At 63.1% G+C, this 15,465-nt stretch carries 14 protein-coding genes; 2 read left to right on the top strand and 12 right to left on the bottom strand.

Annotation, left to right across the window (positions count from 1 at the left end):
• Positions 1-6: 6 nt before the first annotated feature.
• On the bottom strand, positions 7-1,677 hold the full coding sequence (locus RSO41_RS16030) for an AMP-binding protein (protein WP_315620213.1): 1,671 nt from the start codon (positions 1,675-1,677) through the stop codon (positions 7-9).
• 204 nt (positions 1,678-1,881) lie between these two features.
• Positions 1,882-2,451 (bottom strand): TetR/AcrR family transcriptional regulator, encoded by a 570-nt coding sequence (locus RSO41_RS16035; RefSeq protein WP_315620215.1) that lies wholly within the window; start codon positions 2,449-2,451, stop codon positions 1,882-1,884.
• Between the two features lie 129 nt (positions 2,452-2,580).
• Here RSO41_RS16035 and RSO41_RS16040 point away from each other — a divergent pair, with 129 nt between their 5' ends.
• Positions 2,581-3,768 (top strand): acetyl-CoA C-acyltransferase, encoded by a 1,188-nt coding sequence (locus RSO41_RS16040; RefSeq protein ID WP_315620217.1) that lies wholly within the window; start codon positions 2,581-2,583, stop codon positions 3,766-3,768.
• 78 nt (positions 3,769-3,846) lie between these two features.
• On the opposite strand, the gene RSO41_RS16045 is transcribed toward RSO41_RS16040, so the two are convergent.
• The 8 genes from RSO41_RS16045 to RSO41_RS16080 form a co-directional block, all read right to left on the bottom strand.
• Positions 3,847-4,143, bottom strand: a complete 297-nt coding sequence (locus RSO41_RS16045; RefSeq protein WP_410000349.1) for a metalloregulator ArsR/SmtB family transcription factor — start codon at positions 4,141-4,143, stop codon at positions 3,847-3,849.
• Positions 4,144-4,254: 111 nt separating this feature from the next.
• Entirely contained in the window at positions 4,255-5,484 is a 1,230-nt protein-coding gene (arsJ, locus tag RSO41_RS16050) for an organoarsenical effux MFS transporter ArsJ (RefSeq protein WP_315620218.1), read from the bottom strand.
• A complete protein-coding gene (locus RSO41_RS16055) occupies positions 5,477-6,493 on the bottom strand; it encodes an ArsJ-associated glyceraldehyde-3-phosphate dehydrogenase (protein WP_315620219.1) in 1,017 nt (338 codons plus the stop codon). Before RSO41_RS16055 ends, arsJ begins: the two co-directional genes overlap by 8 nt.
• A gap of 287 nt (positions 6,494-6,780) precedes the next feature.
• Entirely contained in the window at positions 6,781-7,590 is an 810-nt protein-coding gene (gene pstB / locus RSO41_RS16060; protein WP_410000348.1) for a phosphate ABC transporter ATP-binding protein PstB, read from the bottom strand.
• Between the two features lie 65 nt (positions 7,591-7,655).
• Positions 7,656-8,822: a phosphate ABC transporter permease PstA gene (gene pstA, locus RSO41_RS16065; protein ID WP_315620221.1), complete on the bottom strand. Its 1,167-nt coding sequence runs from the start codon at positions 8,820-8,822 to the stop codon at positions 7,656-7,658.
• Between the two features lie 17 nt (positions 8,823-8,839).
• Complete coding sequence (gene pstC, locus RSO41_RS16070) at positions 8,840-10,096, bottom strand: phosphate ABC transporter permease subunit PstC (protein ID WP_315620223.1); 1,257 nt, start codon at positions 10,094-10,096, stop codon at positions 8,840-8,842.
• Positions 10,097-10,195: 99 nt separating this feature from the next.
• Positions 10,196-11,224, bottom strand: coding sequence for a PstS family phosphate ABC transporter substrate-binding protein (locus RSO41_RS16075; protein WP_315620224.1), 1,029 nt, complete (start codon positions 11,222-11,224; stop codon positions 10,196-10,198).
• Positions 11,225-11,341: 117 nt separating this feature from the next.
• A complete protein-coding gene (locus RSO41_RS16080; RefSeq protein WP_315620225.1) occupies positions 11,342-12,547 on the bottom strand; it encodes a multidrug effflux MFS transporter in 1,206 nt (401 codons plus the stop codon).
• 161 nt (positions 12,548-12,708) lie between these two features.
• Between RSO41_RS16080 and tal the strand changes: the two genes are divergently transcribed.
• A complete protein-coding gene (tal, locus tag RSO41_RS16085; RefSeq protein ID WP_315620226.1) occupies positions 12,709-13,647 on the top strand; it encodes a transaldolase in 939 nt (312 codons plus the stop codon).
• A gap of 128 nt (positions 13,648-13,775) precedes the next feature.
• Here the strand turns inward: tal and RSO41_RS16090 are convergent, their stop codons facing one another.
• The gene (locus RSO41_RS16090; protein ID WP_315620227.1) at positions 13,776-14,285 is read right to left on the bottom strand and encodes an STAS domain-containing protein; all 510 of its coding nucleotides are present in this window, start codon (positions 14,283-14,285) and stop codon (positions 13,776-13,778) included.
• On the bottom strand, positions 14,272-15,465 hold the full coding sequence (locus tag RSO41_RS16095; protein ID WP_315620228.1) for a PP2C family protein-serine/threonine phosphatase: 1,194 nt from the start codon (positions 15,463-15,465) through the stop codon (positions 14,272-14,274). The genes RSO41_RS16090 and RSO41_RS16095 overlap by 14 nt, the downstream gene beginning before the upstream one ends.

Here is a 15,465-nt window from a genome sequence, read left to right on the forward strand (position 1 = left end):
CCATGGTCATTGCGCGGTCGTCTCCGCCTTGTCGGCGGCGTCCGAGCGCAGCTTGAAGCGCTGGATCTTGCCGCTGGGTGTCTTGGGCAAGGTATCGACGAATTCGATCACCCTGGGAAAGGCATGGGTCGAGAGGCGCTCGCGCACCTGCTGGCGAATCTCGTCGGCGAGCGACTCGCTGGCCTCGAAGCCCTCTCGCAGGACCACATAGGACTTGATGATCTCGCCGCGAATCTCGTCGGGCTGCCCCACCGCGGCGGACTCCGCCACGGCCGGATGCATGAGCACCGAGTTCTCCACGTCGGTGGGCCCGACCCGATAGCCGGCCGTGGTGATGATGTCATCGTCCCGACCAGCGAACTGGAAGCTGCCATCCTCGTTGCGTTGCACGACGTCACCGGTCAGGTAATAGCCTTCGACGAAGGGGTCCTTCTCCTGCCAAGTGTAACCGGTAAAGAAATGGGCTGGAGAGCGGGCGATATCGACCGCCAGCACGCCGGGCTCACCCGGCGGCAGCTCATTGTACTCGGCATCCAGAATCGCCAGGCGATAGCCGGGCATCGGCACGCCCATGCCACCGACATGCTTGGGATGCGCCAGGACATGGTGATTGCAACAGGTCATGCCGGTTTCGGTCTGTCCGTAGTGATCCATTACCGAACAGCCCAGCGCCGTCTCCACCCAGTTGACCACCTCGGTATTGAGCGGTTCGCCGGCGGAACTGGCACGACGCAACGCGAGTCGCTCATGGGCATCGTCGAACAGTCCCGAGGCCTTCATCAGCCGGTAGGCCGTGGGCGCGGCGGCGAAGTTGGTGATGCCGTGACGCGTCATGAAGTCCAGGGCGCCTTCGGCACTGAAACCGGCCTCGCAGAAATAGGTTGTCACGCCCAGCAGCAACGGGCCGGTGATGGCGTAGTAGAGACCATAGGCCCAGCCGGGGTCGGCCATGTTCCAGAAACGATCACTGTCATCGAGCCCGATGGCCAGTTCCATGTAGAGCGCGAAGGCCGGCATGGCAGCGAGCGGCACGGCAACCCCCTTGGGCTTGCCCACCGTGCCGGAGGTAAACATCTGCAGGAAGGGGGCGTCGGGCGCCTGCCGCGGCGCCCTGGCTTCGATGGGAGAATGCGCCAGGGCGGACGCCCAGTCCAGATCATCGCCATGATCGACGTCGGGTCCGCCCACGGCAAGCACCGGCGGACACTGAGCCAGACCATCGAACTTGGAGCGATTGTCGCCATCGGTGATCACCAGGCGAGTGTCGGCGCGCTCCAGTCGGTACGCCACCGAGTCGGGGCCGAAGGCGGTGAACAGCGGCTGGTAGACCGCGCCGATGCGCCAGCTGGCCAGGATCGCGATCAGCAGCTGCGGTGAGCGGGGCAACATGCAGGCAATGCGATCACCCTCCCCCAGGCCACGTTCGGCGAGCCAGCCGGCAAGCTTTTCGCTCTCGGTGGCCAGTTCACCATAGCTCAGCGTGTTGACTTGTCCTCCGGTAGCCTCGTGGACCAACGCCGTGACCTCAGCTCGCCCCTCGCGCAGGTGACGCCCGCAACAGGCCTCGAAGGCGTTCAACCTGCCATCGCGATGGTCATCGAGACGAGCGATGACATCGTCGACGGAAAAGGTGTCGAGATAGGCATGGTAGTCGGAAAGGGTCGTGGTGGTGCTCATGAACAGCCCTCTTGTGCTCGTCTGCCCGTCGCCCACGGCGACGCCGCATCTTGTGGTTGTTGTCGGAACCGGCTTTTCGTTGACGTAAGCGTCAACCTATCAAGCGCTAGGGTCAAGCTAGAGGCTTCGACTCGGCAGGGCAAGCGCCGAGAGCCGTAAAGGGACTAGACCATGGTCGACGCCATGGTCAGTCGTCAGGCACCGTCAGTCGGCAGGACGGGCCAGCATGGCGACGAGTTCCCGGGCGAGCTCGTCCGGGGTCCGCTCCCCGTCGGGGTCATACCAACGAACGGTCCAGTTGAGCGCGCCCATCACGAAGCGCGAGACCAGAAAACGGTCCCCTCGAATCAAACCGGCAGCCAGGGCCTCGTCGATCACCTCTTCCCAGAGCGCCTCGTAGGCATCGCGCAAGTGGCTGAGATGGGAGCGTGCCGGTGCGTCCAGGCGCCGCCATTCGTAGAGTGCCACCACATGGGCATTGCGGTCGGTGAGCAATGTCTCCAGATGGGCCCGGGCCATGGCATGCAACCGAGAGCCGGGATCGCTGTCGCAATCATCGAGGGCTGCCCTCGCGATACCGAGGGCATTTTCGGTGCCCTCCTCGATCACCGCGGCCAGGATCTCCTGCTTGTCGCGGAAATGGTGGAACAAGCTGCCCGACTTGATGCCCATTTCCTCAGCCAGCATGCGCACCGTGGTGCGATCGAAACCTTCCTGGACGAAGAGCTGAGCGGCCTGGCGCGTCAGTTCCTTGCGGCGCGGCGAGTCATTCATTACATTCATCGACATTTACACTAGCGCTTGCTTGGTTGACCCTGAGAAGACCATAGCCCCGCCGACGGGTCAACGCACCTGACCAACGCGCCTTCACAACCACAATGATCAATGATCGGGAGATACCTCATGAGCCATGCCGACGACATCGTATTTCTCTCCGCGACCCGGACGCCCATGGGGGGCATGCTCGGCAGCCTCTCGTCCCTCACCGCGCCGGAGCTCGCCGCCACGGCAATCCGGGCGGCCATCGAGCGCGCCGGCATCGACGCCTCGGCCATCGACGAAGGCATCATGGGCTGCGTGCTGCCCGCCGGGGTCAAGCAAGGGCCGGCACGGCAAGCCATGCGTCAGGCCAGCATTCCGGACACCATCGGGGCCACCACCATCAACAAGTTGTGCGGTTCCGGCATGAAGGCTTCCATGCTGGCCCATGACCTGATCCGTGCCGGCAGCGGCGAGATCCTGCTCGCCGGCGGCATGGAATCCATGTCCAACGCCCCTCACCTGTTGACCCGGGCACGCACCGGTTACCGCCTGGGACATGGCGAGCTGAAGGACCACATGTTTTTCGATGGCCTGGAGGACGCCGAGACCGGCCAACTGATGGGCGGCTTCGCCCAGCAGATCGCCAGCGAACGTGGCTATTCCCGCGAGCGCCTCGATGACTTCGCCATCGCCTCGCTGGAACGCGCCATGGAGGCGACCAATGCCGGTCATCTCGATGCCGAGATGGCGCCCGTCACGGTCAAGGATCGCAAGGGCGAGACCCGGGTCGAGCACGACGAGCAGCCCTTCCAGGCCCGGCTCGACAAGATTCGCGAACTGCGCCCGGCCTTCAGCAGGGACGGCACCATCACCGCCGCCAACTCGAGCTCGATCTCCGACGGCGCCTCGGCGCTGATCCTCGCCAGCGGCGCCGCCGCCCATCGCGTCGGCGCCCGCCCCATCGCCCGCCTGCTGGGTCACAGCACCCACTCGCGCCATCCGAGCGAGTTCACCATCGCCCCGGTGGGGGCCATCGACACCTTGATGCACAAGCTCGGCTGGGGCGTCGACGATGTGGACCTGTTCGAGATCAACGAGGCCTTCGCCGTGGTCACCCTGATGGCCATGGACGACCTGGACCTGCCCCATGACAAGGTCAATGTCTTCGGCGGCGCCTGTGCCCAGGGTCACCCCGTCGGCTCCACCGGGTCGCGGATCATCGCCACCCTGATCCACGCCCTGCGCACCCGAGGCGGCAAGCGCGGCATCGCCAGCCTGTGCATCGGCGGCGGTGAGGCTACCGCCGTGGCCGTGGAATTGATCGACTGAACGTTCCGGCGACGCCGAGTCGGCCTCCTGGCGCCATGATGTGCCGGCCACCCTGGAAAACATGGCCGGCACCAGCCATCAGCACAAGGCGGCACGACGTGCGGGGCGATCCCCCATACGGTCGAGACGCGCCTGGAGCGCTTCGAGGCGTGCGGCCTCGCCTTCCGCCCCGGCCGCCAGGATATCCGATGCCCAACCGGGAAGATCGAGGGCAATGCCATAGTAGACCCACTGACCGTCACGCCGATCCGACAACAGCCCACACTGACGCAGCTGCGCCAGGTGGCGCGAGACTTTGGGCTGCGACGTTTCCAGGGCATGCGTCAACTCACAGACGCACAGGTTGCCTTCACGCTGGATGAGCAGCGTCAGCATCAGGCGGGTCTCGTCGGCCAGGCACTTGAAGACGCGTAGCGGTTCCAGATGGTTCAAGATCGTGGTCTCCGTGAATGCTCGTATGCGACGCCACCGTTCGCCCGCCCGATATCACGTCGTCTGCTGACGGCCCGGCAGTGCCAGGGCCATCAGGGCGCTGGCCGCCACCAGCGCCGCCGACACCCACAGGCAGGCAGAAAGGCCATGCACCTGGTACAGCCAGCCCGACAACATGGTTCCCACGAGCCGACCCATGGCGTTGGCCATGTAGTAGAAGCCCACGTCCATGGAGACGCCATCGGCGCGCGCGAAGTGGACGATCAGGTAACTGTGCCAGCTGGAATTGATGGCGAAGGGCACGCCGAAAGCCAGCAGGCCCGCCACCAGCCAGCCCACCTCGGACAGCGGCAGCAAGGCCAGCAATGCCGGCAAACCGGCCAGCATCGAGGCCCAGAATGCCGTGACGGTTCGCGGCCCACCCTTCACCAGCCCGGTCAGGCGCGGCGCCTGGGTCTGGACGCCACCATAGCCGATCACCCAGATCGCCAGCAGGCCACCCACCGTCCAGTGACTCCAGCCGTGCTGGTCATACAGGAACACCGGCAACGCCACCACGAACCACACATCGCGCGCGGCAAACAGACAGAATCTGGCCGCCGACAGCACATTGATGGCGCGTGACTTGGACAACACCTCGGTGAACTTCGGCTTGCGCTTGCCGCGGCCCAGGTCGGCCTTGAGCCTGACCAGCGACAGCCCCAGAACGGCGACCAGCATCACCGCCATGGCGATGATGGCGCCGCGAAAGCCGAGCAAGGTGAGCAAGGCCCCACCCAGGAAAAACCCGACACCCTTGAGCGCGTTCTTGGACCCCGTGAGGATCGCCACCCATCGATAGAGAGCACTGCCGGCACCGGCACTGTCCTTGGGCACCAGCACCTTGACCGCGCTCTTGGCGCTCATCTTGTTGAGGTCCTTGGCGATCCCCGAAAGCGCCTGCGCCGCCATCACCCAGGGCACGGCCAAGGCGGCGGACGGCACCATCAACATGGCCAGGGCCACGATCTGCAGGCCGAGCCCGAGGTTCATGGTCCGGTTGAGCCCGAGACGCGCCCCTAGCCAGCCCCCCACCAGGTTGGTGACCACGCCGAAGGCCTCGTAGAAGAGGAACAGCAGGGCCACCTCCAACGGGGTATAGCCCAACTGGTGGAAATGCAGAACCACCAGCATGCGCAGGGCGCCGTCGGTCAGGGTGAAGGCCCAGTAATTACCGGTGATCAGCAGGTATTGTCGAATCTCGAAGGGCAGTGCCCTGAGACGCACAGCAAGCGATTCAGCCACGGCACACCTTCAGCGCCAAATCGGCCGTACGGTTGGCATAACCCCATTCGTTGTCATACCAGGCGTAGAGCTTGAGTTGAGTGCCATTCACCACCATGGTGGAGGGCGCGTCGATGATCGAACTGCGCGGATCGGTGCGATAGTCGATGGACACCAGCGGACGCTCCTCGTAACCGAGGATACCGGCCAGTTCACCTTCCGCCGCCCGCTGCAGGGCGGTATTGACCTCCTCCACTGTCACCTCGCGCTCGAGTTCGAAGACCATGTCGGTGAGCGAGGCATTGGCCAGCGGCACGCGCACGGCATGGCCATTCAGCTTGCCGGTCAGCTCCGGGAAGATCGCGGTGATCGCCTTGGCCGAACCGGTCGTGGTGGGAATCAGGCTCATGCCGCAGGCACGCGCCCGACGAAGATCCTTGTGAGGGGCATCGAGGATGGTCTGGGTATTGGTGATATCGTGCACCGTGGTCATCGAACCATGACGGATACCGAAGACGTCCTGAATCACCTTGACCACCGGCGCCAGGCAGTTGGTAGTGCAGCTGGCCGCCGTGACAATGCGATGGGCATCCGCATCATACCGATCATCGTTGACGCCCATCACCACATTGAGCACCTCGTCATCCTTGAGCGGCGCGCTCACGACCACCCGCGACACGCCCTGCTCGACATACGGCGCCAATTGCTCGCTTTTCTTGGCAGTGCCCGAGGCTTCGATCACCACCTCGCACCGCGACCAGTCGCTGTCGCCATAGCCGCGCGCTCCGCTGAAGGCGATACGTCGACCATCGACCACCAGGACATCATCCTCGGCCTGTATGCCCTGCCCCGGCGCCCAGTGGCCATGCACCGAATCGAATTCCAGTAGATGGGCGAAGGTGGCAACGTCACCGCCCGGGTCGTTGATCCTCGCAATCTCGATGTCGCCGGCTTCGACCCTTGCCCAGAGACTCCGCAGGGTCAGGCGACCGATGCGCCCGAAGCCGTTGATCCCGATGCGCCGCGTCATGATGCTCTCCCGTCAGGCTGTATGGATATATGGAATTCCATATATACCCTCTCCAGATGTCAACGTCATGACGCTCGAACACGACAACGGGGAGACGATATTGCGCCTCCCCGTTGCGGTTCCCTCTTCGACCCTGCAACTTAGGGAGACACTGAATAAATGCCTGTGCATGCAAATCGCGTCGTTGCGTGGTGCTCGAAAACTCGCCTAACAACCCGTTATGTCTCGTTTTCTGTGCTCCATGCGCCTTGCGCTTTACTATGCTCGGCGACTTATTCAGCGTCTCCTTAGCCGTAACGGCCAGTGATGTAGTCCTCGGCCTTCTTGGTGGCCGGATTGGCGAACATCGTCTTGGTATCGTTGTACTCGACGATCTCGCCCAGGTGAAAGAAGGCCGTGTAGTCGGCCACTCGGGCAGCCTGCTGCATGTTGTGGGTCACCGTGATGATGGTGAACTGCTTCTTCAGCTTGTCCATCAGATCCTCGATGGTCGCCGTGGAAATCGGATCCAGGGCCGATGTCGGCTCGTCCATCAGGATGACATCGGGACGCACGGCGATGGCCCGAGCGATACACAGGCGCTGCTGCTGCCCTCCGGACAGCGACGTACCGGGTTCCTGCAGCTTGTCCTTGACCTCTTCCCAGAGTCCGGCATCGCGCAGGGCTCGCTCGACCAGCTCATCGGAGTCGGCCTTGCGGCTCACCAGGTCGTGCATGCGCGGCGCATAGGCGACGTTTTCATAGATCGACTTGGGAAAGGGATTGGGTTTCTGGAAGACCATGCCGACCCGACGACGCAGCGCCACCTCATCCATCTTGGCGTCGTTGACGTCACGGCCATCCATCTCGACCAGCCCCTGGATGCGCACGCTGGGAATCAGGTCGTTCATGCGATTGAGGCAACGCAGGAAGGTCGACTTGCCGCAACCCGAAGGGCCGATCAGCGCCGTGATATTCTTCTGATAGATATCGATGTCGATATCACTGAGAGCCTGGTTCTTGCCGTACCAGAGATTGAGATCGCGCACACGGATGCTCAGCTCATGGTTGGCGTCCTCGTTTCTTGTCACCGGCTCTCCGGCGGTATGACCGGTCATGGATATCGTACTCCGCTGGGCAACTTGTATATTCATCATTGCATTACCTATATTAGGCCGCGGGATTACCAGCGACGTTCGAATTTCTTGCGCAGCACCACGGCAGTCGCATTCATGAAGATCAACACCGCCAGCAATACCAGAATGCCGCCGGATGTCTTCTCGATGAAGGCCCGCTCCGGTTCGCCGGCCCAGGTAAAGATCTGTGCCGGCAGTACGGTGGCGGCCTCGGTGAAGGAGCCCGTGATATCCGGGATGAAGGCCACCATGCCGACGATGATCAGCGGCGCCGTCTCGCCCATTGCCTGGGCCAGCCCGATGATCGAGCCCGTCATGATCCCCGGAAAGGCCACCGGCAGCACATGGTCCCTGACCATCTGCCAGCGCGAACATCCCACCCCGAATGCCGCATGACGAATGGCATCCGGCACGCTGCGCAACGCCGAACGTGTCGAGATGATGATCACCGGCAGGGTCATCAGTGCCAACGTCAAGCCACCCACCAGGGGTGACGAACGCGGTACGCCGAAGAAGCCGATAAAGATGGCCAAGCCGAGCAGACCGAACAGAATCGACGGAATCGCCGCCAGATTATTGATATTGATCTCGATCAGTCGGGTAAAGCGATTGTCCGGCGCAAACTCTTCCAGATAGACCGCGGTCATCACGCCGATGGGAAAGGCCACCGCCAGCGTCACCAGCAATGTCATCACCGTACCGAACGCCGCCGAAGCAATGCCGGCGAACTCAGCCATCTTGGAGTCGCCCTTGCTGAAGAAGGTCGTGTTGAACTTGAGTTCGGCACGTCCCTGGGATGCGAGGCGATCCACCGTCGATTGCTCGTCGGCCCCGAGATTGGTGTGATGGCCCTTGAGATACTGGTCCACTGCACTGTCGGCCAGCACCCACTCGGTGCGCGTCGTACCCTGCAGATCCGGGTTGCCCTCCATGCGTTGAGGTATCAGGCGCAGGTAGCCACGACTGACCAGTGGACGCATTTCCTCACTGAGCGCCGCCAGCGGAATCTGGCTGGCCTGCTCGCTGTAATCGACTTCCACTTGAATCTGCGCCTGCTGAAAGGCCGGCAGCCCCTTGACCAGCATGTCGGCGAAGAACAGGACCAGAAACATGCCGGCCAGCCCCAGGGCGCCCATGGACATCCATCTCAAGCGTGCCGACTTGCGGTGACGGCTCTTGAGCTGGGCACTGATCTCATCGAAAGATTGGTTCATCGGTCACGACTCCCGGCTTAGAGGTTGTTGATGCGGTACTTTTCGCGGAACCGGCGGATCATGATCACCGAGACGAAATTCAGGGAAAGGGTTACCGCGAACAGCACCAGCCCCAGGGCAAAGGCCGACAGGGTTTCGGCACTACCGAACTCCAGATCGCCTGTCAGTGCCGAGACGATCCGGACCGTGACCGTGGTCATGTCCTCGAAGGGGTTGGCGGTCAGGTTGGGGCGCATGCCGGCAGCCATCACCACGATCATGGTCTCGCCCAACGCTCGCGAGACGGCCAGCAACGACGCGGAGATGATGCCGGGCATGGCCGCGGGAACCACAACGTCACGGATCATTTCGCTCCGGGTCATGCCGAGCGCCATGGCCCCCTCGCGCATGCTGCCGGGCACCGAACTGATGACATCGTCGGACAGCGAGGAGATGAAAGGAATGATCATGATGCCCATGACGATACCGGGTGCCATGGCATTGCTGAAGGAAGCCTCGATACCGAAGAAGGCCGCGACCGCCACGACGATGGGCGCCACGGTGATGGCGGCGAAAAAGCCATAGACCACCGTCGGGATGCCGGCCAGCACTTCGAGAACCGGCTTGGCCACGGTGCGCACTTTCTCGGGGGCAAACTCGGCCATGTAGATCGCCGACAGCAGGCCCACCGGAATGGCCACCAGCATCGCGATCAGGGTGATCATGAAGGTCCCGGCGAACAGCGGCACCGAGCCGAACTGGGCCGCACTGGACGCTTCATCACCGCGCCCCGCGGCTTCCAGGAAACTGGCACCGGGGTTCCAGGTCGTTCCGGTGATGAAATCCCAGAAACTTTGCATCTGGAAGAAGCGGATCGCTTCCCCGATGATCGAAATCAGGATGCCGAAGGTAGTGAAGATCGACACCATCGCCGCGCCGGCCAGCAGAAAGCGCACCACGGCTTCGATGGCCTTGCGGGCATGGAAATTGGGTTTGACCAGATAGATACCGGCCATCAGCCCGACGCAGGCAACGGTCAGGCTGCCGGCCAGCAGATAGAAGGTCGGAATGTCTCCGCCCAGCAGCAGCATCACGAAGGCACCGACGGCGCCTACCAGCACCGCGGGCCCCGCCGTGGATAGAACGGTGAACCAGCCATACTGGTCGGGCTGAGCGTGCATGGAGGTACCTGCCGCACGCACCCTGGAGGCCTTGGACCGTCCCAGGAAGAAGGCTATCAGACCCAGCACCAAGAGAGTGCCGCAGAAGATGGCGAAGATTTGATTGGTCTGCATAGGATTCTCTCGAAGGAGTTCATCGACGGATCATCCGTCTTAACGTGAGCCGGCCGACAGCCCTGGCTGTCGGCCGGTTCAAGGCAAGCCCCGGTCGACTTACTTCAGGTCAGCCAGTTCCAGCGGCTCCTGGTTCTTGATGGCATTGCGCTGCTCTTCACGCAGATCTTCCGGAGCGGGGATCAGGCCGATACCCTTCAGATATCCCATGTCGCCGATCATCTTCTCGCTCATGAACAGGTTGGCATACTCCATCATCGCCGGAACGTCTTCGGCATGCTGGTTCTTGGTGTAGAAGAACAGCGAGCGAGACACCGGGTATTCGCCGCTGCCGATCGCTTCCGGAGTGGGCTCGACGCCATCGATGCTGGAACCGACCAGCGTATCGGCGTTCTCTTCCAGGAAGGAGTAGCCGAAGATGCCGAAGGCATCGGTGTTCTCGGAGAGACGCTGCACGATCAGGTTGTCGTTCTCGCCGGAATCGATGTAGGCACCATCGGAACGGATATCGGTATAGGCCTCGCCATAGGCTTCCATGTCCTCGGAAGCGGCTTCCATGACCAGTTCCTCGAAGGCGTCACGGGTACCGGAGGTGGTCGGCGGACCATAGACGGCGATCTCGCGATCCGGCAGGGAGTCGTCGATATCGCTCCATTGCTGGTACGGGTTGTCGACCAGCTCGCCGTCGACCGGCACCTGCGCGGCCAGGGCCAGGAAGAGCTGCTCACGGGTCACCGACATGGCATCGTTCTCGCTGGACTGAGCGAAGGCGATACCGTCATAGCCGACCATGGCTTCGGTGATGTCCGTCACCCCATTTTCCTGGCAGCGCTCGAACTCGGACGGCTTCATGCGACGCGAGGCATTGGTGATGTCCGGCGTGTCATTGCCCACACCATTGCAGAACAGGCGCAGACCGCCGCCGGAACCGGTGGACTCGATGACCGGCGTCGCGTATTCGGTGGTAGCACCGAACTCTTCGACCACATAGCTGGCGAACGGATAGACGGTGCTGGAGCCCACGATACGCAGTTGCTCTTGCTCTTGGGCCTGGGCGACACCGGCCACGCCAACGGCGGCAGCAATGACGGTGGTCTTGAAAGTGCGGCTATTGAGGATGCGGTTCATGGAGTAGAGCTCCTGTTCATGGAAGTATTCATCCTGCGCGAGACACAAGATGCCCCACGAAAATGACAGCTTCATGACAGGTGCTCGGTCGTTACGAAAAATCCTGCGGCTTCCCCTTCACTCCTCCTGGCACACCGGCTCCGACCGGCCGGCGTGGCCGGCCAGCACGCGCAGCGCCAGGTTGCCGGCCAGGGAGACAAACAGCATGGTCAGCACCATCGGCCAGGCACTGTCGATCTCGAAAGCACTCACGACCACGCCGGCAAGGGCGCCGCAGGTGAACTGAATACTGCCCAGTAACGCCGTGGCCGTGGCACTCATGTGGCTGAAGTGTTCAAGGGTCGAGGAAATGGCGTTGGGGGTGATCAACCCCACCATGCCCATGAACAGCATGATCAGGGGCACCACGCTGAAGGGAGAATCGAGACCGGTGGCCACCAGCAGGATCAGGCACAGTGCCACGGCCAACTGCACCCCCATGCCCAGCCGCATGTTCTGTTGTGGGGTGCGTCGGCGCAGCAGCCGGATATTGAGCCGATTCGAGCCGGCCATCACCACCACATTGGCGCCGAAGACCAGCGGATAGATCGCCGGCGACAATCCGTAATGGGTCATGTAGAGAAACGGGGAGGCCGTCACGAAGGCGAACATGCCGGCAAAGGTCGAGGCCACCGACAGCACATATCCCATGGCCTCGCGATGGCGCAGTACACTGGCATAGTTGCGCAACACCTGGCGCGGCGAAGCGCTGGGCGTATCCGGCGCCCGGGTCTCCGGCAGGCGCGTTCCCATCAGCCACAGCAGAAAGGCGGCATAGGCCGCCAGGAAGACGAAGATCAGCCACCAGTCGGCCAGATACAGCAGGCCGCTGCCCACCGCCGGTGCCGCCAGGGGCGCCAGCATCATGATCATCGCCATGGTCGACATGACCTTGGCGGCCTCTCGTCCGCTGAAGCAATCGCGCACGATGGCCGCGGAGTTGACCACGCAAGCACCGCCGCCAAGCGCCTGGACGAAACGAAGGCCGAGCAGATCGACGAGCGAATCGGCCTGGGTGATCATCAGGCTAGCCAGCAGGAACACCACCAGCCCCGTCAACAGCACCGGGCGTCGCCCCAGACGGTCGGACATGGGGCCACCGGTCAGTTGCCCGAGGGCGAAACCCGCCAGGAAAACACTGATCGACAGCTCGGTGTGGTGAATACTCGCTCCCACCGCCTCGGCCAGCGCCGGCATCGCCGGCAGATAGGCATCGATGGCGAAGGGGGCCAGGGCGGTATTGGCCGCGACCAGCAAGGCGGTGCGTCTAGCATCGAGGATCAAGGAGCCTCCGCAATCTTCCGTGACAAGTCCGCCATGATAACGTCAATTCGACCTCCCTGCCGGCCGCGCCGATGCTCGCCATGACGGTCGCCCGGTATATTCGCTCATTCGGCCTTGTTAGAGTAAAGGTCAGTTCGAGCGATCCACACAAGGGGTGCCCCATGGCAGATGACCTGCTTTCACAACTCAAGACCATGACCACCGTCGTGGCCGATACCGGCGACCTGGAAACGATTCGCCGCTTTCAGCCCACTGATGCCACCACCAACCCCTCGCTGATCCTGCAGGCCGCCCAGCAGCCGGATCGCCGCGCGCGGTTGGCGGAGATCGCCCGTGGTGCCACCGATATCGACGACGCCCTGGATGCCGTGGCGGTGGAAATCGGCAGCGAGATCAGCGAGCTGGTGCCCGGCTACGTTTCCACCGAGGTCAGCGCGCGACTGTCCTTCGACACCGATGCCTCGTTGACCCGGGCCCGTTCGCTGATCGAGCGCTACCAGCGCCATGGCGTGGACCCGTCGCGCATCCTGATCAAACTCGCTTCCACCTGGGAGGGCATTCGCGCCGCCCAGGTGCTGGAACGCGAGGGCATCCACTGCAACCTGACGCTGATGTTCAGCGTCGACCAGGCCCGCGCCTGTGCCGATGCCGGTGTCACCCTGGTCTCGCCCTTCGTCGGTCGCATCCTCGACTGGCACAAGGCGAAAGAGCCCGATGCCGACTTCAGCGGCGAGCGTGACCCGGGCGTGCAGTCGGTCAAACGCATCTACGAGCACTTCAAAGGTCACGGTTACGAGACCGTGGTGATGGGGGCCAGCTTCCGCAACAGCGGCGAAATCCTGGCACTGGCCGGCTGTGATCGACTGACGATCTCGCCCGCCCTGCTGGGCGAACTGGCCGAGACCCGCGCGCCGCTGGAACGCCAACTGACGCCACTGGATGCCGAGTCACAGGCGCCCGAGCCTCAGGACGAGGCCGAATTCCGCTGGGCATTGAACGAGGACGCCATGGCCACCGAAAAACTGTCCGAAGGCATCCGCAAGTTCATGGGCGATCAGCGCAAGCTGGAAGCCCTTCTCCGAGACCTCCGTCAGTCCTGACGGCGGCATGACACCTGAGGGCTATCGCCGTTGGATCTGGCAAGGAGCGCCGGGGACAGCCCGAGCGACAACGCTTGACGGCGGCGATAGCCCTGCACGGACACCTGCCCTGGGCGTCTCGGGGCACGTCAGTGATGCCCGGTGGCGGCGCCCTGGGCCTCCAGCATCTCCACCAGGGGCTGGAACTGTTCTCGATTGTGCTCGTTCATGCGCATCAGGATACGGTGCGCTTCGAGCACGCGTTCGCGCGTGTCCGTCTCATCGGCGGGGACTTCGTTCAGGTCACGCAACTCATGGGGCTCGGTGATGGGCGACTCGACCAGGGTGTAGTAACTGGCAAAGCCCATGACATCCAGCATGCGCCTCACATCAGGGTTGTCGACGACGATAGTGGGCGCCTGCTCGAGCCGCCCACGCAAGGCCATGGCGACCTTGGCCAGAAAGCCAAGCGCGGTGGAATCCACATTGGTCGCCTCGCGCAGGTCGACCATCACCGTCTCGAGTCCCGGCGTATCGGCCAACTGCTGGGCCTGTTGATCGAGTGTCGCGCACAGCGTCAGGCGCACATCGCCACACAGCTTGAGCACGAAGACACCGGAATCGAACGCCGCCTTCAGGCGGCCTTCATGCATCATCATCGCCAAATCCGCTCAACATCATGATCGTCAGGTCGTCGGGCAGCTCGTCATGTCCGGGCGCATCCGCGGCGATATCTCCATCCTCCTCCGCCATCTTGCCCAACGCAAGACCTTCCTTGAGCCCCGCCAGCGTGCGGCTGACCAGCGCACGGCGCTCGAGTTCCCCCAATCTGTCGTTGAGCGTCTCACCGGGCAGGCACTCCAGAATGCCATCGGAGCACAGCCAAAGCTTGAAGCGTTCGGGCAATGGACACCCCAGGCGGGGATATTCGACATCGGGAAAGAGCCCTACCGGCATGCCTTCCCCGGCCAACGGCGAGACATCGTCGCCGGCGACCAGCACGGGCATGGGAAGCTGAGCGCCCAGCGAATAGTGCAGATAGCGGCGCTCTCGGTCAATCACCCCCACGAACAGGGTCGCATGCTTGCCGATACCGGTATCAAGCAGCTCGCGATTGAGCGCCGCCAGCCAGCGAGGACCGAGATCCTGAGGGTCACGACCATCCCACTCGCCCTGCCAGCGATTGAACAGATACTTGAGCAGCACGGTCACGAAGGCCGACGAAGCGCCATGCCCCGATACATCGGCGAAATAGAACAAGGTGTAGCGATCGTCGTAGTGCTGGAAGTCCAGAAAATCCCCGGAAAGATACAGGGAGGGAGCGAGCCAGTAGTCGCAGCTGACACTGCCGGAACGTTGCGGACGTGGAGGCAACAACTTGCGCTGGATCTGCCCCCCGGCCTGCTGGTCGAGCCGCAACATGGCCAGGTGGGTCTCGAGATGCTCGTTGAGCTCGGCCAGGCGTCGACGGTCCTGCTCCCGCTCGCCGGCCAGCCGGTTGATCTCGATGACCCGACGAATCATCCGCCTCAGCAAGTGACCATGCCGCAGCGGGTCGATGACATAATCCACCAGGCCGGCATCCACCGCCGAGATCAACTCGTCATCCTGACGATCATCGCTGACCACCAGTGTCGGCAACCGTCGGCACAGTTCGGGCCATGACGCCGGCGGCACCGCACGCGAGTGGGCCACTACCAGCGCGGTTTCGTCGGGCAACTGCTCGACACTCTCCACCGCAAACACCGCCAGGCCGTCCTTGGCGATGGCTTCGGCCAGGGCATCGCGCTGCTCGCCCGGCGTGTCGACCACGCCGATCAACTGGTTGTCGCTCGGCAT

This window comes from Halomonas sp. I1 (assembly GCF_032334135.1).
In the GTDB taxonomy this organism is placed as follows: domain Bacteria; phylum Pseudomonadota; class Gammaproteobacteria; order Pseudomonadales; family Halomonadaceae; genus Halomonas.